This window comes from Streptomyces sp. NPDC091416, assembly GCF_044756845.1.
Lineage (GTDB): Bacteria > Actinomycetota > Actinomycetes > Streptomycetales > Streptomycetaceae > Streptomyces.
This window is the reverse complement of the sequence record NZ_JBIVTU010000006.1, coordinates 171699-190662: the sequence shown is the minus strand read 5'-3', so window position 1 is coordinate 190662 and position 18964 is coordinate 171699. Positions and strand designations below refer to the sequence as shown.

The 18964-nt window shown below is 69.5% G+C and carries 18 protein-coding genes and 1 tRNA gene; 6 read left to right on the top strand and 13 right to left on the bottom strand.

The window, feature by feature from the left end:
• Positions 1-11: 11 nt before the first annotated feature.
• Positions 12-740 (top strand): class E sortase, encoded by a 729-nt coding sequence (locus ACIQMX_RS19680; protein ID WP_402479706.1) that lies wholly within the window; start codon positions 12-14, stop codon positions 738-740.
• A 75-nt stretch (positions 741-815) separates the two neighbouring features.
• Here ACIQMX_RS19680 and pknB read toward each other — a convergent pair whose 3' ends face one another.
• The 6 genes from pknB to ACIQMX_RS19650 form a co-directional block, all read right to left on the bottom strand.
• Positions 816-2810 carry a Stk1 family PASTA domain-containing Ser/Thr kinase gene (gene pknB / locus ACIQMX_RS19675; protein WP_363068418.1) on the bottom strand — a complete coding sequence of 665 codons (1995 nt, stop codon included), beginning with the start codon at positions 2808-2810 and terminating at the stop codon, positions 816-818.
• Positions 2811-2977: 167 nt separating this feature from the next.
• The gene (locus tag ACIQMX_RS19670; RefSeq protein WP_402479703.1) at positions 2978-4441 is read right to left on the bottom strand and encodes a peptidoglycan D,D-transpeptidase FtsI family protein; all 1464 of its coding nucleotides are present in this window, start codon (positions 4439-4441) and stop codon (positions 2978-2980) included.
• Positions 4438-5847, bottom strand: a complete 1410-nt coding sequence (locus tag ACIQMX_RS19665) for an FtsW/RodA/SpoVE family cell cycle protein (RefSeq protein ID WP_363068422.1) — start codon at positions 5845-5847, stop codon at positions 4438-4440. The genes ACIQMX_RS19670 and ACIQMX_RS19665 overlap by 4 nt, the downstream gene beginning before the upstream one ends.
• A gap of 23 nt (positions 5848-5870) precedes the next feature.
• Positions 5871-7364, bottom strand: a complete 1494-nt coding sequence (locus ACIQMX_RS19660; RefSeq protein ID WP_363068424.1) for a Stp1/IreP family PP2C-type Ser/Thr phosphatase — start codon at positions 7362-7364, stop codon at positions 5871-5873.
• A 129-nt stretch (positions 7365-7493) separates the two neighbouring features.
• Positions 7494-8009, bottom strand: a complete 516-nt coding sequence (locus ACIQMX_RS19655) for an FHA domain-containing protein (protein WP_148019768.1) — start codon at positions 8007-8009, stop codon at positions 7494-7496.
• Positions 8010-8019: 10 nt separating this feature from the next.
• Positions 8020-8907 (bottom strand): DUF3662 and FHA domain-containing protein, encoded by an 888-nt coding sequence (locus tag ACIQMX_RS19650; RefSeq protein ID WP_363068426.1) that lies wholly within the window; start codon positions 8905-8907, stop codon positions 8020-8022.
• Between the two features lie 314 nt (positions 8908-9221).
• Here ACIQMX_RS19650 and ACIQMX_RS19645 point away from each other — a divergent pair.
• Positions 9222-9304, top strand: a tRNA-Leu gene (locus tag ACIQMX_RS19645).
• A 197-nt stretch (positions 9305-9501) separates the two neighbouring features.
• On the opposite strand, the gene ACIQMX_RS19640 is transcribed toward ACIQMX_RS19645, so the two are convergent.
• Positions 9502-10113 carry an NAD(P)H-dependent oxidoreductase gene (locus ACIQMX_RS19640; RefSeq protein WP_363068428.1) on the bottom strand — a complete coding sequence of 204 codons (612 nt, stop codon included), beginning with the start codon at positions 10111-10113 and terminating at the stop codon, positions 9502-9504.
• Between the two features lie 123 nt (positions 10114-10236).
• On the opposite strand from ACIQMX_RS19640, the gene ACIQMX_RS19635 reads away from it, so the two are divergent.
• From ACIQMX_RS19635 to ACIQMX_RS19620, 4 genes are all read left to right on the top strand, one after another.
• Positions 10237-10584 carry a helix-turn-helix domain-containing protein gene (locus tag ACIQMX_RS19635; RefSeq protein ID WP_363068430.1) on the top strand — a complete coding sequence of 116 codons (348 nt, stop codon included), beginning with the start codon at positions 10237-10239 and terminating at the stop codon, positions 10582-10584.
• A 182-nt stretch (positions 10585-10766) separates the two neighbouring features.
• Complete coding sequence (locus tag ACIQMX_RS19630; protein ID WP_402479696.1) at positions 10767-12218, top strand: DUF2252 domain-containing protein; 1452 nt, start codon at positions 10767-10769, stop codon at positions 12216-12218.
• A gap of 58 nt (positions 12219-12276) precedes the next feature.
• Entirely contained in the window at positions 12277-13311 is a 1035-nt protein-coding gene (locus ACIQMX_RS19625; RefSeq protein WP_363068434.1) for a J domain-containing protein, read from the top strand.
• Between the two features lie 48 nt (positions 13312-13359).
• On the top strand, positions 13360-13704 hold the full coding sequence (locus tag ACIQMX_RS19620; protein WP_363068436.1) for a rhodanese-like domain-containing protein: 345 nt from the start codon (positions 13360-13362) through the stop codon (positions 13702-13704).
• Between the two features lie 311 nt (positions 13705-14015).
• Here ACIQMX_RS19620 and ACIQMX_RS19615 read toward each other — a convergent pair whose 3' ends face one another.
• From ACIQMX_RS19615 to paaA, 6 genes are all read right to left on the bottom strand, one after another.
• Positions 14016-15176: an acyl-CoA dehydrogenase family protein gene (locus ACIQMX_RS19615; RefSeq protein WP_402479693.1), complete on the bottom strand. Its 1161-nt coding sequence runs from the start codon at positions 15174-15176 to the stop codon at positions 14016-14018.
• Between the two features lie 163 nt (positions 15177-15339).
• Complete coding sequence (locus ACIQMX_RS19610) at positions 15340-16398, bottom strand: 2Fe-2S iron-sulfur cluster-binding protein (RefSeq protein ID WP_363068440.1); 1059 nt, start codon at positions 16396-16398, stop codon at positions 15340-15342.
• Positions 16399-16905 carry a 1,2-phenylacetyl-CoA epoxidase subunit PaaD gene (gene paaD, locus ACIQMX_RS19605; RefSeq protein WP_402479690.1) on the bottom strand — a complete coding sequence of 169 codons (507 nt, stop codon included), beginning with the start codon at positions 16903-16905 and terminating at the stop codon, positions 16399-16401.
• Complete coding sequence (paaC, locus tag ACIQMX_RS19600) at positions 16899-17600, bottom strand: 1,2-phenylacetyl-CoA epoxidase subunit PaaC (protein WP_363068444.1); 702 nt, start codon at positions 17598-17600, stop codon at positions 16899-16901. Before paaC ends, paaD begins: the two co-directional genes overlap by 7 nt.
• Positions 17597-17887: a 1,2-phenylacetyl-CoA epoxidase subunit PaaB gene (gene paaB / locus ACIQMX_RS19595; protein WP_219572877.1), complete on the bottom strand. Its 291-nt coding sequence runs from the start codon at positions 17885-17887 to the stop codon at positions 17597-17599. Before paaB ends, paaC begins: the two co-directional genes overlap by 4 nt.
• Complete coding sequence (gene paaA, locus ACIQMX_RS19590) at positions 17884-18963, bottom strand: 1,2-phenylacetyl-CoA epoxidase subunit PaaA (RefSeq protein ID WP_363068447.1); 1080 nt, start codon at positions 18961-18963, stop codon at positions 17884-17886. The genes paaB and paaA overlap by 4 nt, the downstream gene beginning before the upstream one ends.
• Position 18964: the final 1 nt, after the last annotated feature.

The window sequence follows — 18964 nt, the reverse complement described above, 5'->3', positions numbered from 1 at the left end:
GGGACGGTGCGGTGGCAGCGAGGACCGAGGACGAAGAGCAGATCGGCGAGTCCGCGCCCCCCGTGCGGCCCAGGGGCCGTCATCCTGTCGCGACGGCCGTCAGCGTCTTCGGCGAACTGCTGATCACCGCGGGCCTGGTGCTCGGTCTCTTCGTCGTCTACTCGCTGTGGTGGACGAACGTGCTGGCCGACCGCGAGGCCACCAAGCAGGGCCACACCGTCCGCGACCGCTGGGCCGACGGCCCGGGCGCGCTGGACACCAAGGACGGCATCGGGTTCCTGCACGTCCCGTCGATGAAGAACGGCGAGGTGCTCGTCAAGAAGGGCACCGACACCGAGACCCTCAACGACGGCATCGCCGGCTACTACACCGATCCGGTGAAGTCGGCGCTCCCGTCCGACAAGGAGGGCAACTTCACGCTGGCCGCCCACCGCGACGGCCACGGGGCGAAGTTCCACAACATCGACAAGGTGCGGACCGGGGACGCGATCGTCTTCGAGACCAAGGACACCTGGTACGTCTACAAGGTCTTCAAGGAGCTTCCCGAGACGTCGAAGTACAACGTCGACGTGCTCCAGGCCGTGCCGAAGGGCTCGGGCGCCGAGAAGGCCGGCCGCTACATCACGCTGACGACGTGCACCCCCGTCTTCACGTCGAAGTACCGCTACATCGTGTGGGGCGAGCTGGTGCGTACGGAGAAGGTCGACCACGACCGTACGAAGCCGGCGGAGCTGCTCTGATCCGTACGGACGACGCAGACAGGGCCCCGGTCACCGTTGAGGTGACCGGGGCCCTGTCTCGTGCCGTGAGGCGTCCTAGTGGCCGCCCCCGCCCAGGAGGCCGTTCCCGTTGCCGCCGTTCCCGCCCATGGTGGTGAGCGTGATGGTGGTGGCGGCCGGGTCGGCCTGTGTGTTCGGCTGCGGGTCGCTGCCGGTCACGATGGCGTTGTCGTCACCCGAGCTGCCTTCCGCGAACTGGACGTTGGTGAAGCCGGCCGCGGCGAGTTCCTGCTTGGCCTGGGACACCGGCTTCATCCTGACGTCCGGCACGGGCACCGTCGCGGGCTGCGTCGGGCCCTTGGACACCTTGAGGATGATCGAGGTGTTCTTGCCCACCTTCTCGTTGGCCGCCGGGTTCTGCTCGACGACCTCGCCCGCGGGCTTGTCGTTGTCGACCTCGGACTTGCCGATGTTGGTGAAGCCGAGCGGGGTGAGCTGGGCCAACGCCTCGTCCCACGTACGGCCGGTCACCGGAGGCATCGTGATCAGCTTCTCCGTGGCGACCGAGAGCTTCACCTCGGAGTTCTTCTCGGCCTTGGCGTTGCCCTTGGGCGTCTGGTCCATGACCGTGCCCGGGTCGGCGTCGGAGGTCTCGACCGAGTTGACCGTGACCGTGAAGCCCTCTTCCTCAAGGAGCTTGCGGGCGTTCTCCTCGGACTTCTCCGTGACGTCCGGCACCTTGACCTTCGGCGCACCGCTGGAGACGAAGACCGTGATGGTGTCGTTCTCCTCGATCTGCGCGCCCTTCTCGGGAGTCTGGCGGCAGATCTTGCCCGCGGGCTGCTGCTCGCACTCCTCCTTCGGGCCCTGCTTGAGGATGGTGTTGGTGTTGTCCGCGAGCAGCTTTGCTTCCTGGACCGTCGAACCGACCATGTTCGGCGCGCTGAACGTGCCGTCGCCGCTGTCACCGTCGCCGCCGAAGACGGACTTTCCGATGAGGATCGCGCCGATCAGCACCAGGATGCCCGCGACGACCAGCAGGATCGTCGAGGTGTTGCCCTTCTTCTGCCGGCGGCGGTCGGGGCGGTCGTCGTAGCCGTAGCCGCCGTCGTCCGGGTTGACCGGCGGCAGCATCGACGTCTGTGGGCCGTTGTGGTCCGCGGCCCGCAGAGCGGTGGTCGGCTGGTCGTTGTCGTAACCGCCGTAGCCGCCGTACCCGGCCGCGCCCATCGCCGCGGTCGCCGCGACCGGCTGACCGTCGAGGCAGGCCTCGATATCGGCGCGCATCTCGTCGGCCGACTGGTAGCGGTAGTCGGGGTCCTTGGTGAGGGCCTTCAGCACGATCGCGTCCATCTCGGGCGTGATCTCGGGGTCGAAGTTGCTGGGCGGCTGGGGCTCTTCCCGTACGTGCTGGTAGGCCACCGCGACGGGTGAGTCACCGACGAACGGCGGCCTGACGGCCAGCAGCTCGTAGAGCAGGCAGCCGGTGGAGTACAGGTCGGAGCGCGCGTCCACCTGCTCGCCCTTGGCCTGCTCCGGGGAGAGGTACTGGGCGGTGCCGATGACGGCCGCGGTCTGGGTCATCGTCATGCCGGAGTCGCCCATGGCGCGGGCGATGCCGAAGTCCATGACCTTGACCTGGCCGGTGCGCGTCAGCATGACGTTCGCCGGCTTGATGTCACGGTGAACGATCTGGGCGCGGTGCGAGTACTCCAGCGCCTGGAGGATCCCGACGGTCATCTCGAGGGTGCGCTCGGGCAGCAGTCTGCGGCCGGAGTGGAGCAGTTCCCTGAGCGTCGACCCGTCGACGTACTCCATGACGATGTACGGGATCGAGACCCCGTCGACGTAGTCCTCACCGGTGTCGTAGACCGCGACGATCGCCGGGTGGTTGAGCGAGGCGGCGGACTGGGCCTCACGGCGGAACCGGGCCTGGAAGGACGGGTCGCGGGCGAGATCCGCCCGGAGCGTCTTCACAGCTACGGTGCGGCCGAGCCGGGTGTCGTGAGCGAGGTAGACCTCGGCCATGCCACCACGGCCGAGCACCGAGCCCAGCTCGTACCGGCCGCCGAGGCGACGCGGCTCTTCCATAACTGTTCCAGCCCTCTCCGTCAGTCCTGACCGCACCGGTGTGCGGTCCGGCGGTGTGCTGTTCGCGCATACGCTACCGGCCGCGCATCAGCTGATCGGCCCGCAGGCAATACCTGATATCCGACCGGTATCCGCGGGCGCTGATTTGGGGCCAGGTGTGAGCGGTCTCACTTCTTGCTGTCGATGACCGCCTTCATGACCGCCTTCGCGATGGGGGCGGCCAGGCCGCCACCGGAGATGTCGTCACGGTTGGCCTCGCCGTCCTCGACGACCACGGCCACGGCGACGGGGGAGCCGTCATCGGTCTTGGCGTACGAGATGAACCAGGCGTACGGCTTCTCGCTGTTGTTGAGGCCGTGCTGGGCGGTACCCGTCTTGCCGCCGACGGTGGCGCCGGCGATCTTGGCGTTCGTGCCCGTGCCGGAGTTGACGACGGTCTCCATCATCTGCTGGAGCTTCTGGGCGTTCTCGCCCGAGATGGGCTGGCTGAGCTGCTCCGGCTCGTGGGTGTAGATGTCGTCCAGGCTGGGCGACTGCCGCTTGGCGACCATGTACGGCTGCATCAGCTTGCCGTCGTTGGCGACCGCCGAGGCCACCATGGCCATCTGGAGCGGGGTGGTCCGGTTGGACGCCTGGCCGATGCCGGCCATGGCGTTCTGCGGACGGTTGTCCTTGGGGTAGATGCTCGCGGCGGAGCGGACCGGAGTGAAGATCTCCTTGTTGAAGCCGAACTTGTCGGCCTGGTCGATCATCTTCTGGTTGCCCAGGTCATCGCTGATCTTGCCGAAGACGGTGTTGCAGGACATCCGCAGCGCCTCCCGGAGCGAGGCGTTCTCGCACGGGATGTTGCCCTCGTTGGCCAGGGGCTGCCCGGTGGTCAGCGGAAGCCGCCAGGGCAGCGGCGACTTCGTGGCCGCGTCGATGTCGGTGTAGAGCCCGTTCTCCAGAGCGGCGGCCGCCGTGACGACCTTGAAGGTCGAGCCGGGCGGGTAGGTCTCGCGCAATGCCCGGTTGAGCATCGGCTTGTCCTTGTCCTTCTGGAGCTTCTGCCAGGCCTTGGAGTCCTTGTCGGAGTTGCCCGCGAAGGTCGAGGGGTCGTACGACGGGGTGCTGGCGAGCGCCAGGATGGCACCGGTCTTCGGGTCGAGGGCGGCGACGGCGCCCTTCTTGTTCCCGAGGCCCTCGAAGGCGGCCTTCTGGGCGGCGCTGTTGAGCGTGGTGACGACGTTGCCACCCTGCTTCTCGTCGCCGGTGAACATCGACATCGTGTTGTCGAAGAAGAGCTGGTCGTCGTTGCCGGTGAGGATGCCGTCCTCGATGTACTCGAGCTGCGTGGCGCCGAAGGCCTGCGAGGAGTAGCCGGTGACGGGCGCCCACATGGGCCCGTTCTTCCAGACCCGCTTGTACTTGAAGTCGCTGTCCTTGGTCTCGGTGGACCCGGTGATCTCGGCGCCGCCGTCGACGATGATGTTGCCGCGCTCGTGTGCGTACCGCTCGATACGGACGCGGCGGTTCTCGTCGCGGGTGTTGAGCTCGTCGGCCTTCACGTACTGGAGGTAGTTCGTCCGTGCGAGCAGGGCGAAGATGAGGACGCCGCAGAAGATCGCGATCCGGCGCAGGGGCTTGTTCACGGTCGGACCACCTGGGTCATCTCGGCGTCGGAGGACGGGGCGGGCGCCGGGGCGGGGCGGCGGGCGGTGTCGCTGATCCGGATGAGGATGGCGATCAGCGCCCAGTTGGCCAGGACGGACGATCCACCGTACGCGAGGAACGGCATCGTCATACCGCTCAGCGGGATGAGGCCCATGACACCGCCAGCGACCACGAAGACCTGGATCGCGAAGGCGCTGGAGAGGCCGATCGCCAGGAGTTTGCCGAAGGGGTCACGCGCGGCGAGAGCCGTACGGACGCCGCGCTCGACGATCAGGCCGTAGATCAGCAGGACGGCCATCATTCCGGCCAGTCCCAGTTCCTCGCCGACGGTGGAGAGGATGAAGTCGGCGTTGGCGGCGAACATGATCAGGTCCGAGTGGCCCTGGCCCAGTCCGGTGCCGAGCGTGCCGCCGGAACCGAAGGACATGAGGGACTGGGCGATCTGATCGCTCTGCGCCATCGTCGCCTTGGAGAACGGGGCGAGCCAGGCGTCCACCCGCTGCTGCACGTGAGGCTCGAAGGACGCCACACCTACCGCACCGGCCGCCGACATCAGCAGACCGAAGACGATCCAGCTGGTCCGCTCGGTGGCGACGTACAGCATGACGACGAACAGTCCGAAGAACAGCAGGGACGTACCGAGGTCGGTCTCGAAGACGAGGATCAGGATCGACAGGGCCCAGATGGTGATGATCGGCCCGAGGTCGCGTCCGCGCGGCAGGTACATCCCCATGAAGCGGCGGCTGGCCAGGGCCAGCGCGTCCCGCTTGACCATGAGGTAGCCGGAGAAGAACACCGCGATGAGGATCTTGGCGAACTCACCCGGCTGGATGGAGAACGGGCCGAGGCTGATCCAGATCTTCGCGCCGTTCACCGCCGGGAAGAACATCGGGATGACCAGCAGGACCAGCGCCGCGGCCATCGAGATGTAGGTGTAGCGCTGGAGGATGCGGTGGTCCTTGAGGATGATCAGCACCGCGGCGAAGAGAGCGACGCCGATCGCCGAGTAGAGGAGCTGCTTGGGGGCGTCCGGGCTGTACGCCCCGTACAGGTACTCCGCACGCTGGATCAGTCGCGGCGACTGGTCCAGCCGCCAGATCAGCACCAGGCCCAGGCCGTTGATCAGGGTGGCCAGCGGAAGCAGCAGCGGGTCCGCGTACGGAGCGAACTTGCGCACCACGAGGTGGGCGACGCCGCCGAGCAGGATGAGCCCCGCCCCGTAACCGAACATGCCGGACGGGAGGCTCCCGTCCATCGCGAGGCCCACGTTGGCGTAGGCGAACACCGAGATGGCGATGGCGAAGACCATCATCATCAGTTCGGTGTTGCGCCTGCTCGGTGCGTCGATCGCGCCGATCGTGGTCGTGTTGGTGACAACGCTCATGGTGCTGAAGGCCCCCTACGGCTTTACTGCTTACCGCACTGCGGGACCAGCTTCTTCTCTTCCTCCGAGAGGCTGGGACCGGGAGTGGGAGTCGCTGAAGTCTGCTTGGTCTTGGCGTCGGACGTCGTCGACGTCTTGGTGGCGTCCTTGTCCGTGCCGGCGGCCTGGCCCTCGTCGACGGGGGCGTTCTTCTCAGCTGCGCGGCGCTCTGCGTCCTTCTTGCAGGCGGTCGCCTGGGTGGCGAGCTCGGTGATCTTCTTGCGGGCGTCGGCCAGGCTGCCCTCGGCGATGGTCGCCTCGACCTGCTTGCGCTGGTAGGGCGGCAGGTACTTGAGTTCGATCTCGGGGTGGTCCGTCTCGACCTTGGAGAGCGACAGCCATGCGAGGTCCTGGCTGATGCCCTGGTACAGCGCGACGTTGTCGTTCTTCGCGCCGACGAAGTACTGGGTCTGGGTCCAGCGGTAGCCGCCGTACGCACCGCCCCCGATGACCGCCAGCGCGAGCACGATGTACAGGGACCGCTTGAGCCACTTGCGGCCGCCGGGCTTCACGAAGTCGTCGTCGGAGTAGGAGCCGAAGGACCCGTCCGGCATTCCGTCGTAGCCGACGTCGTCACCGCTGCCGGGAGGGCCGAAGCCGCCGGACGGCGGTGGGACGGGGCGGCCGAGGCCGGCCGCGCGTCCGGCGGGGGTCTCCATGGCGCCGCCGTCGTTCAGCTGGGCGGCCTGGTTCTCCGCGACGGCTCCGACGATGACCGGGGTGTCGTTGAGCTGCCCGGCCAGGGTGTCGTTGCTGTCTCCGTCGAGTACGTCGGCGACGATGCAGGTGATGTTGTCCGGACCGCCGCCGCGCAGGGCGAGCTGGATGAGGTCCTGGATGGTTTCCTGCGGGCCCTGGTAGCTGGCGAGCGTCTCCTCCATCGTCTGGTGGGAGACGACGCCGGAGAGCCCGTCGGAGCAGATCAGATAGCGGTCGCCGGCCCGGACCTCACGGATGGAGAGATCGGGTTCGACGTGGTCACCACTGCCCAGCGCGCGCATCAGCAGGGAGCGCTGCGGGTGGGTGGTGGCCTCTTCCTCGGTGATCCGGCCCTCGTCGACCAGCCGCTGGACCCAGGTGTGGTCCTGCGTGATCTGCGTCAGGACGCCGTCCCGCAGCAGATAGGCGCGCGAGTCGCCGACGTGGACGAGGCCGAGGCGCTGACCCGTCCACAGGAGTGCGGTGAGCGTGGTGCCCATGCCCTCCAGCTGGGGGTCTTCCTCGACCATCATGCGCAGCTGGTCGTTGGCCCGCTGGACCGCCGTACCCAGTGACGTGAGGATGTCGGAGCCGGGGACGTCGTCGTCGAGCTGGACGAGGGTGGAGATCACCTCGGAGCTGGCGACCTCGCCGGCCGCCTGGCCGCCCATGCCGTCGGCGATGGCGAGCAGACGCGGTCCGGCGTAGCCGGAGTCCTCGTTGCCCTCCCGGATCATGCCCTTGTGCGATCCGGCGGCGAAGCGCAGGGACAGACTCATGCGCACCTCACCCGTCGGCTCGGGGTACAGCCGGTCTCGAGCCACACTGCCCACCCTCCGGTCGGGAGCCTGGCCGGGTCCGATGCCCGGGCCGCCGCGGCTCGCTCGCTCCGCTCGCTCATTGTCGTACTACTTCCGCAGCTCGATGACGGTCTTGCCGATCCGGATCGGCGCGCCCAGCGGAACAGGCGTCGGGGTGGTGAGACGGGTCCGGTCCAGATACGTGCCGTTGGTGGACCCGAGATCCTCGACGATCCACTGGCCGTCACGGTCGGGGTAGATCCTGGCATGCCTGCTGGACGCGTAGTCGTCGTCCAGCACGATCGTTGAATCATGGGCCCGGCCCAGCGTGATGGTCTGCCCCTGGAGCGCCACCGTGGTACCGGTCAGCGTCCCTTCGGACACGACCAGTTTGGTCGGTGCGCCCCGGCGCTGGCGGCCGGGCTGCTGGCGTTGCTGCGGCGGTGCCGCAGCGGTCTGGCGTGCCTGTGGAGGCCGTGCGTCGGTCGCAGTGCGGCGTGAGCCGCGCTGCGTGACGCGCGTTCCGAACAGGTCACTTCGAATGACCTGGACGGCCACGATCACGAACAGCCACAGAACAGCCAGGAATCCTAGCCGCATGACCGTAAGGGTCAGCTCTGACATTGCCCCCGCTTCACCCTTCGGCTTGCCGGTAAACGATGGTGGTGCTGCCCACGACGATCCGCGAGCCGTCGCGGAGCGTAGCGCGGGTTGTGTGCTGCCCGTCTACCACGATGCCGTTGGTAGACCCGAGATCCTGGATCGTCGAGGGCGTTCCGGTCCGAATCTCACAGTGCCGGCGGGAAACTCCGGGGTCGTCGATCCGCACGTCGGCGTCGGTGCTGCGGCCCATCACCAGCGTCGGGCGCGAGATCTGGTGGCGGGTGCCGTTGATCTCGATCCAGCGTCGCACCTGCGTGTTCGGCAGAGGGCTGGGGGTGGCCGGTGGGCGCCGGTCCGGGCCCGGTGCTCCGCCGTGCCTGGCGCCCGGCGGCGGGGCCGCGGGCATGGGCGGTGCGGAGGCGGGCGGGTAGCCGTAGCCGCCGGGAGCCTGGGGGCGCCCGTGGCCCGGGTGGGCGGGCGGTGCGGACTGCGGGCCCGGGTGGTTCTGGAAAGCCTGCTGGCCGGGCTGTCCCTGCTGTGACGAACTCGACGCCAGAGTGCGGCTGCGCACGCGGTAGAGACCGGTGTCGAGGTCCTCCGCCTTCTCCAGATGGACCTTGATCGGGCCCATGAAGGTGTACCGCTGCTGCTTGGCGTAGTCCCTGACAAGCCCGGAGAGCTCGTCGCCCAGCTGGCCGGAGTACGGGCTGAGCCGCTCGTAGTCGGGGGCGCTGAGCTCGACGATGAAGTCGTTGGGGACGACGGTCCGCTCGCGGTTCCAGATGGTGGCGTTGTTGTCGCACTCCCGCTGGAGGGCACCGGCGATCTCGACCGGCTGGACCTCGGACTTGAAGACCTTGGCGAAGGTGCCGTTGACCAGACCTTCGAGACGCTGCTCGAAACGCTTCATGACTCCCATGGGGCACCTCCTCCGGTGTCGTCGTCCCTGTACTGCTTACTGATCGTATCCACGCGTAGGGAAATCGGCTGGTTCCCCTTGTCTGCCCTGTGGAGGAGTGTCCCCCCTCACACGGATCGTAGAGGCGGCCTCCTGACAGTGTCCCGCACCTTGGGTGCACTCAGGAGGAGTGGGGGGCGGCGGCTCCGGGTTCCCGGTTCCCTCCGGACGTTCGGCGAAACAAACGGATGTGAATCCACCCTGCCCAGCGTGCTAATCTTCCGTTGTCGCCAGGCGCTCGCAGCAACAAGCGAGAGTCTGAAAACACCACTCATGCGCGAGTGGCGGAACGGCAGACGCGCTGGCTTCAGGTGCCAGTGTCCTTAGGGACGTGGGGGTTCAAATCCCCCCTCGCGCACAAGAGAGAAGCCCCACAGGCCATCGGCCTGTGGGGCTTCTTCGGTTCTTGGGCCGAGCGCGGGGTGGCACGTGTTTGGTTTCACGTGAAACGTCCGAATCGGTCCCCGGGGGAGAGCGGGATCGGCGGGGGCGGTGCTGCATGCAGGAAGGGCCGGGGTCGGTGACCCCGGCCCTTCCTGCCGTCGTGCCCCGTTCTCAGGCGGCGAGGCGGGACGCGAGGGCCTTGGCCTTCTCCGAGGCGTCGGTGAGCGCCTGGGCGCGGGAGGAGTCGGCGAGCGGGATGAGCTCGGCCATCTGCGGATTGCTGTGGGCCAGGGTGAGCTCCGGGACGATGAAGTCGACCTCGGCGGAGAACATCGACGTCAGCAGCGTCGCCAGATAGTTCTGGACGAACTCGGCGTTCTCGCGCGGAGTGCCCGCGGCGTACGAGCCGCCGCGGCTGGCGACGACGGTGATCGGGGTGCCGGCCACCGGGCTGTCGGGGCCCGCGTTGTGGCCGACGATGATCACGTGGTCGAGCCATGCCTTGAGCGTCGACGGAATCGTGAAGTTGTACATGGGGGCGCCGATCAGGACCGCGTCCGCGGCGGCGAGCTCTGCGGCGAGTTCGCCCCGCAGGGGGTGTGCGGCACCAGCTGCGGCGGCCTCGGCGTTCAGGTGCGGCAGCGGCTCGGCCGCGAGGTCGCGGTAGACGACCTTTCCGTCGGGGTGCTGCTCGCGCCAGGTCTGCACGAAGGTGGCGGTGACCTCGCGCGAGGCGGAGCCCTCGGGGAAGACGGCGGAATCGAGGTGCAGGAGGGTGGCCATGAGGGTCTCCATGGTTCGGTGAGGGGAGGGTCGGTAAGCGTTCAAATATTTCGTACGTACCTAGTAATAACATAGGGGCTTACGAATAGTAAGTCCCTCACGTCCACGCAGTACTCTGGATGAATGGCGGATCACAGCGAGCAGGCGTGCAGGCGGGTGGACGTGGGCATCAGTCGCGTCTTCGAGCTGTTCGGTAAGCGCTGGACAGGGCCGATCGTCTCCGTGCTGATGCAACAGCCGGTGCACTTTGCCGATCTGCGGCGGGCCATTCCGGGCATCAGCGAGCGGATGCTTTCCGACCGGCTCACCGAACTGGGGGCGGCGGGGCTGGTGGTCCGCGAGGTCGACGAGGGACCGCCGCTGCGGGTGTCGTACCGGCTGACGCAGGCCGGTGCCGCGATGGAGCCCGCTCTCAAGGAACTGGGGAGCTGGGCCGAAACCCATCTCAAGGACGGCCTCGGCGGCTGCTGAGGTCTGTCGTGCAGTTCCCGGCGGGCGCATGACGACAGCTGCGGCATGCCGCGGCCGGTCCGAGCCGGAGCCCGGGGGCGGGGCGCGGGCGGACGGCGGTACCGTCTGCGGCAGTTGATGCGGGACCGGGACGCCGGACGCCGACGGCGGCGACCGGGTGCGGTCGGGGGAGGCTGCGCGCCATGAGCGAGATCGAAGCGACACTGCCGGTACAGCGGGCCACGAACGACGGTCCACGCATTCCCGTCGTGCCCGGGTTCGCCCGCCGTGCGGCCACGGAGGACCCCGCCGCACCGCCGTCGCCGCGAGAGGCCGGCAAGGCGCTGCGCCGGCGGGTGCCCCGCTCCTCCCACGCCTCGCTGGTTCTGCCTGCGGGGCGGCCCGACGCGGTGCGGGCGGTCGAGGAGTCGAATCAGGGCCGGGTGCCGGGTCTCACACCGATACGGGTGGGACGGATGGCCGCGACGCCGTTCGCCTTTCTGCGGGGTTCTGCGGGTCTGATGGCCCACGACCTGGTGGGGACACCCGTCACCGGGGTGGCCGCGCAGCTCTGCGGTGACGCGCACGCGGCGAATTTCGGACTGTACGGCGATGCCCGGGGCAGCCTGGTCATCGATCTGAACGACTTCGACGAGACCGTGGCCGGTCCCTGGGAGTGGGACCTCAAGCGTCTCGCCACCTCACTGGTGCTCGCGGGCCGCGAGGCCGGTGCGGACGAGGCGACCTGCCGCAGGGGCGCGTACGACACGGTGGGCGCCTACCGGCGGACCATGCGGCTGCTCGCCCGGCTGCCCGCGCTCGACGCGTGGAACGCCATCGCCGACGAGGAACTGGTCTCGCACACGGACGCGAAGGATCTGCTGGGCACCCTGGAACGGGTGTCGGAGAAGGCGCGCAACAACACCAGCGCCCGCTTCGCCGCGAAGTCGACGGAGGACTCCGGGGACGGCGGCCGCCGGTTCGTCGACGCACCGCCGGTGCTGCGCCGGGTGCCGGACGCGGAGGCGGCGGCCGTGGCGGCGGGACTGGGCGACTATCTGGGCACCGTCTCGGAGGACCGGGTGCCGCTGCTCGCCCGCTACGCGATCCACGATGTGGCGTTCCGGGTGGTCGGCACGGGAAGCGTGGGCACCCGGTCGTACGTGGTGCTGCTGCTGGATCACCGGGGCGAGCCCCTGGTCCTTCAGGTGAAGGAGGCCAGGCCGTCGGTACTCGCGCCGCATCTGCCCGCCGTGGGCTTCGACGTGCCCGAGGTGGTGCACGAGGGACGCCGCGTGGTGCTCGGGCAGAAGCGGATGCAGGTCGTCAGTGACATTCTGCTGGGCTGGGCGACCGTGGAGGGCCGGCCCTTCCAGGTGCGGCAGTTCAGGAACCGGAAGGGCAGCGTGGACCCGGCGGCACTGGCGGCCGATGAGGTCGACGACTACGGCCGGATGACCGGTGCGCTGCTGGCGCGGGCCCACGCGCACAGTGCCGATCCGCGGCTGATCGCGGGGTACTGCGGGAAGAACGACGAGCTGGACGAAGCGGTGGCGGCGTTCGCGGTGACTTACGCGGACCGTACCGAGGCGGACCACGCGGACCTGGTGCGGGCGATCGGAGCAGGGCGGATAGCCGCCGAATCGGGGGTGTGAGGCCCGCTGCGCCGACCGCGCGTCCTCGGCACCCCGGCCGTGGCCATACGCTGGACGGGTGACCCACGAAGCCGCCGGGGTGCCGACCACCCGGAACGACGATGCCCGGCAGGACGACGCCCCGCAGGACGAGCGGCCCGGCCCCCCGGCCGATGCGCAAGCGGAAGCGGGAACGGACGCGCGATCGGACGCGCAGACGGGCGTTCCGGGCTCCGGACGTCACGCCGGTGCGCCTGCTGACGGTGGTGCGGGCGCCGGAGCTGGTGCTGGTGAGACCGACGGTGCGGATGCCGCTGCTCCGGGCGGCGCGGCCGGTGAGCAGGCGCGTCCCGAGGCGCGGCTGGCGCATGCCGTGCGGGTGGCGGAGCAGGCTCTCATCGAGTTCGAGATCGCGGTGGAGACGTTCCGGGTCGAGGTCGAGAACTTCTCCCGGCTGCACCACCAGCGGCTGGGTCCGATGTACGCACGGCTCGACGAGCTCGACGCGCTGATCGCGGAGGCCCGGGCCGCACGGTCGGGCGATCCGGAGGATCTGCGCAAGGCACAGGAGGCACGGGCGATCGTGATGCCCATGCCGGGCGTCGACGAGCTGTTCCACGACTGGATCGACTCCGAAGGTCTGTCGCCCGAGGCCGCGGCCATGCTGACCGAGCAGCCGGTCCGGCCGCCGAAGCGGGTCCGGCCGACCGACGAGGCGCGCAAGCTGTACCGCGAGCTGGCCCGCAAGGCCCATCCGGACCTGGCCCAGGACGAGAAGGAGCGGGCCAGGCGCGACGAGTTCATCACGCGCGTCAACGCCGCCTACGGGCGCGGGGACGAGGCACTGCTCAGGGAACTGGCCCAGGAGTGGGCGGCGGGACCGGTCGTGCCCCCGGCGGAGCTCAGCGAGGCCGACGAGCTGTATGCCCGGCTGAACTGGCTGACGCAGCGCAAGGAACTGCTGACGGTGCTCGCCCAGGAGTTGGAGCAGAGCGCGATCGGCGCCATGCTCCGGATGGCTCCGGAGGATCCGGATCACCTGCTGGAGGAGATCGCCGAGCAACTGCTGGGCGAGGTCTCGCAGCGTGAGGCCGAGCTGTCAGGTCTGCAGTAGCGTTTCCGGTGACTTCGGTGCGCATGTGAACGAGAGAAGGCATGACCCATGAATTTCGCCCAGCTTCCCGCAGTCGCGGTCACGGCGGTGCCGGCGGACGGCTTCGTGCTGGACGTCCGGGAGGACGACGAATGGGCGGCCGGGCATGTCGACGGCGCCCTGCACATTCCCATGAGTGACTTCGTGGGCCGGTTCGGTGAGCTGACCGAGGCGGTGGAGGACGGCCGGCGCGTGCACGTGATGTGCCGGGTCGGCGGCCGTTCCGCCCAGGTCACCCAGTACCTGGTGCAGCAGGGCATCGAGGCCGTGAACATCGACGGCGGCATGCTCGCCTGGGAGGGCGCGGGACGCCCGATGGTCACCGACAACGGGGCACCGGCCTTCGTCGCCTGACGTCGCGGGCGCCTGGTTTCGGCGTCGGAGGTCGCGGGCGCCCGCGGTTTCGGCGTCTGGCGTCGCGGGCGCCCGGTTCCGGCGTCTGGTCCTGCGGGTGTCCGGTTGCGTCGCCCGACCTCGCGGGGTGTGCGGTTTCGCCGTCTGGCTTCCCCGGGCGCCCGGTTTCGCCGTCTGGTCCTGCGGGTGTCCGGTTGCATCACCTGACCGCACGGGGTGGGCGGTTTCGGCGTCTGGCGTCGCCGGGCGTCCGGCTTCGTCGCCCGACCGCATGGGGCGCCCGGCCCGAGCGAGGTCGCTGTGTGATGGCGTCAGCCGAGGGGGTGCGCGGCCAGCAGGTCGCCCAGGGCCTCCTCGTGTGCTGCTGCCGGGCCGAGTGAGAGCTCGATCTGCTTGGCCCAGGCGTGGAAGCGGTGCAGGGGGTAGTCGGTGTCCGCGCCGAAGCCGCCGTGCAGGTGCTGTGCCGTCTGCACGACCCGGCGGACCCCGTCGGACGCCCAGATCTTCGCCACCGCGACATCGCCTGCCGGTGGGAGCGCACCGGCCCCGCCGACGGCGATCCGCCAGGCCGCCTGCCAGAGGGTCACCTCCATGGCCCGCAGGTCGATGTAGCGGTCCGCGGTCTGTACCGCGACGGCCTGGAAGGTCGCGACAGGGAAGCCGAACTGCTCGCGCTTGCCGGTGTACCGGCTCGTCATGGCCAGCACGGCCTCGCCGAGGCCCAACGCGTGTGCGCACGTTCCGGTGGTGAGCACGGAGCGCAGCCACTCCCAGGCATCGGTGGCATCGATCAGCCGGCCGGACTCGACCCGGACCGCCTCCAGCCCTACCTCGCCGAAGAGTTCACCGTTGGTGGAGACCTGGTCCCCGATGGTGACACCGTCGTCGTCGCGGCGGATCAGGGCCAGCACGGCGCGGCCGTCCCCGGCGTGGGCGGGTACCGCGATCCAGTCCGCTGCCTGGGCCCACGGCACCGCCGACTGGACGCCGTCCAGTACCCAGGATGTGCCCGCGCTGCTGCTGTTGTCGCTGGTTCCGTCCGGCCGTGCGGTGACGGCGAGTTCGGCCGGATCGTGGCCGGTGCGGCCGTTGGCGCCGACGGTGAGAACCAGGTCTCCCCGGCCGACCCCGGGCAGCAACTCGGCAGCCAGCTCCTGGCCGCCGTATCGCTGGACCGCCATCGCGACCGCGCACGTCTCCAGCAGGGGGACGCGGGCGAGGACCTTCGCGGACTCGCGCAGCACCAGGCAGAGCGCGACCAGGTCGAGGCCCGCCCCGCCGTGCTCCGGAGCCAGCGTCAGGCTCAGCAGGTCGCCGGCGGCGAGCTTGGCCCACAGCGGTCGGTCGATGTCCTCGGCGACCGCTCCCGGGACGAGAGCGGGGCTGGGCACCGCATCGGGGGCAACGCCCGAGAAGACCGCCCGCGCTGCCTCGGTGGCTGCCTGTTGTTCCTCGGTGAAGGTGAAGTCCACTGTCCTGGCCTCCCGCGAACCGCTGTGCCCTTACCCGGACCTGACGGAGCGTCAAGATAGAACAGGTTCTACAAGAAGGGAACAGGCCGACGTGGTGCGAGGTGCGGGCACGAGGTGCGGACGCGGGGTGGGGCGAGGTGTGGGGTGCGGTGCCCGTCGTGGGTCAGCGGTCGAAGTCGAGCTCCACCTCCCCCGTCACCGGATGGGACTGGCAGGCCAGTACGTACCCTGCGTCCGTCTCCTCGGGCTCCAGGGCGAAGTTGCGGTCCATCCGCACCTCTCCCGAGACCAGGAAGGCCCGGCAGGTTCCGCAGACCCCGCCCTTGCAGGCGTACGGTGCGTCGGCGCGGCTGCGCAGCACCGTCTCCAGGAGGGAATCGCCTTCCTGTACCGGCCAGGTGCCCGAGCGGCCGTCCAGCGTCGCGGTGAGCGTGCTGTGGGCGGAAGCCTCGACCCGCGGCCGCTCGGAGGAGCCCGGGCTGTCCTCGACGTGGAAGATCTCCTGGTGGATGCGGGTCCGGTCGACTCCCAGACCGTCCAGCGCGCCTTCGGCTGCCCGGACCAGGCCGAGCGGACCGCAGAGGTACCAGCCCTCGATCCCGGCCACCGGGAGCAGGGCCGGGAGCAGTGCCGTGAGTCGTTCGCGATCGAGCCGGCCGGAGGGCAGGCCCGCTTGCTGTTCCTCCCGGGAGAGCGCGGTGACCAGTTGGAAACGGTCCGGGTAGCGGTCCTTGAGGTCGGCGACCTCGTCCAGGAACATGGTCGACGCGGCGGTCCGGTCGCTCCGGATCAGGCAGAACGAGGCGTCGGCCTCGCGGGCCAGCAGGGTCGCCGCGATGGACAGCACCGGGGTGATGCCGCTGCCTCCGACGATCGCCGCGAACTGCCCGGCACGCGGGGCGAGCACGAAGCGGCCCATCGGAGGCATCGCCTCGACCTCGTCGCCGACCGCCAGTTCCTTGAGCGCGTACGTGGAGAACGCGCCGCCGTCGACGAGCCGGATGCCCACGCGCAGCGCGGGGTCGGCCGGCTGTTCGGTGGCCGGTGCGCAGATCGAGTACGAGCGGCGGATCTCCTCGCCGCCGGCCGTGTAGCGGACGTTGAGATGCTGGCCGGGCTTGTGGCGGAAGGTCTCGCGAAGCGTCGGCGGAACGGCGAAGGTGACAGCCACCGAATCGTCCGTGAGCCGCTCGATCGCGCTGACCCGGAGCGGATGGAACATCTACAACTCCTTGAAGTGGTCGAACGGTTCACGGCACGAAACGCAGCGGCGCAGTGCCTTGCAGGCGGTCGACGAGAAACGGCTCAGAAGTTCTGTGTCGGTCGATCCGCAGTGCGGACAGCGGACCGACAGGGCGACGGGTACGGGCCCGGCGGAGGCGGTCGTGGCGTCGTGCGGGCGCGGTGGCGCGATGCCGAACTCGGCGAGCTTGCGCCGGCCCTCCGTGCTGATGTCGTCCGTGGACCAGGCCGGGGAGAGGACGGTGACCACGGAGACCTCGGTCATGCCGTGGTCGTACAGCACGCGCTCGATGTCCGTGGACATGGTCTCTATCGCGGGGCAGCCGGTGTACGTCGGAGTGAGCCGCACCGTGACGCGGCCGGGGGCGAGCACCTCGACGCCCCGGAGCACGCCGAGCTCCTCCAGTGTCAGTACGGGCAGTTCCGGATCGGGGACGGCGCCCGCGAGGCTGCGCAGCTCCTCCTCCAGAGGTGTCCACGTCACCATGTCGCCCCCGGGTGGCTGCGGTGCAGGTGCTGCATCTCGGCGATCATCCGGCCGAAGGGTTCGGTGTGGATGCCCTGCCGGCCGGCACCTGCCGTCCAGGCGCCGGTCTGCGGCCCGGTCGGCACGGTCAGCGTGGCCCGTTCCAGCACGGTCGTGACGGAGTCCAGCCAGCGGCTGTGCAGTGCCTGCCAGTCCACGTCGACTCCTTCGACCGGCTGGAACAGCTCGCCGGTGTAGCGCCACAGGGCGTCCACCCCGTGCTGCATGCGTGCGTGGCTCTCGGCCGTGCCGTCCCCGAGGCGCAGGGTCCACTGCTCGGCGTGGTCCCGGTGGTAGGCGACCTCCTTGACGGCCTTGGCCGCCAGACCGGCGAACTCGCCGTCCCCGGCCGCCAGCTGTTCGTACAGACCGTGCTGGTGGACCGAGAAGTACAGCTGCCGGGCGATGGTGTGCGCGAAGTCGCCGTTGGGCTGCTCGACCAGCTGGACGTTGCGGAAGGCGCGCTCCTCGCGCAGGTACGCCAGCTCGTCCTCGTCACCCGCCAGGGAGAGCAGGATCCGGGCCTGGCCCAGCAGGTCCAGGGCGATGTTGGCGAGGGCCACCTCCTCCTCGAGGACGGGGGCGTGGCCCGCCCACTCACCCAGCCGGTGCGAGAGCACCAGCGCGTCGTCGCCGAGAGCGAGGGCCGCGCTCACAGGTGCTTCACCCCGTCCGGGATGGCGTAGAAGGTCGGGTGCCGGTAGGGCTTGTCGCCCGCCGGTTCGAAGAACGTGTCCTTCTCGTCCGGCGATGATGCCGTGATCTGGCTGGAGGGCACCACCCAGAGGGAGACGCCCTCGGAACGGCGCGTGTAGAGATCGCGTGCGTTGCGCAGGGCCATCTCGGCATCCGGGGCGTGCAGGCTGCCGGCGTGGGTGTGCGAGAGCCCGCGCCGCGAGCGCACGAACACCTCCCACAGTGGCCAGTCGGTCGAGCTGCTCATGCTGTCGCCTCCGCGTTCGGTACGGCCGTCTTCGCTACGGTCGCGGGCGGTACGGCCGTGGCCGGTACAGCCGGGTCCAGTGCTTCTGCCTGCGGTGAATCCGTGTGCTTCTGTGCGTATGCGGCGGCTGCGTCCCGGACCCATGCGCCTTCCTCGTGGGCTCGGCGGCGCTGGGTGAGGCGCTGCTCGTTGCACGGCCCGTTGCCCTTCAGGACCTCCTGGAACTCCGTCCAGTCGATCGCCCCGAAATCATGCTGACCGCGCTCCTCGTTCCACCGGAGGTCCGGATCGGGGAGCGAGAGGCCCAGGACCGCGGCCTGCGGGACGCAGATGTCCACGAAGCGCTGCCGCAGCTCGTCGTTGGAATGCCGCTTGATCTTCCAGGTCATCGACTGCGCGGAATGCGACGAGGCGTCGTCCGGCGGGCCGAACATCATGAGGGACGGCCACCACCAGCGGTTCACGGCGTCCTGCGCCATCTCGTGCTGCGCCGGGGTCCCGTGGCTCAGCGCGAGCAGGAGTTCGTAGCCCTGGCGCTGGTGGAAGGACTCCTCCTTGCAGATGCGGACCATGGCCCGGGCGTAGGGGCCGTAGGAGCAGCGGCAGAGAGGGACCTGGTTGGTGATCGCCGCACCGTCCACCAGCCAGCCGATGGCGCCGACGTCCGCCCAGGTCAGGGTCGGGTAGTTGAAGATCGAGGAATACCGCTGGCGGCCCGCGTGCAGCTTGTCGAGCAGTTCCTCTCGGCCCGTGCCGAGGGTCTCTGCCGCGCTGTAGAGATACAGCCCGTGTCCCGCCTCGTCCTGCACCTTGGCCATCAGGATGGCCTTGCGGCGCAGCGAGGGGGCGCGGGTGATCCAGTTGGCCTCCGGCTGCATGCCGATGATCTCGGAGTGGGCGTGCTGGGCCATTTGCCTGACCAGCGAGGCGCGGTAGGCGTCGGGCATCCAGTCCCGTGGCTCGATGCGCTCGTCGGCCGCGACCGCGGCGTCGAAGGCCGCCTCCAGGGCCCCGTCCGCCCCATCGGTACTGCCTGCTGCCGCCTGTGCTGTCTGGCCCGCAGTCACTGCCGCCATC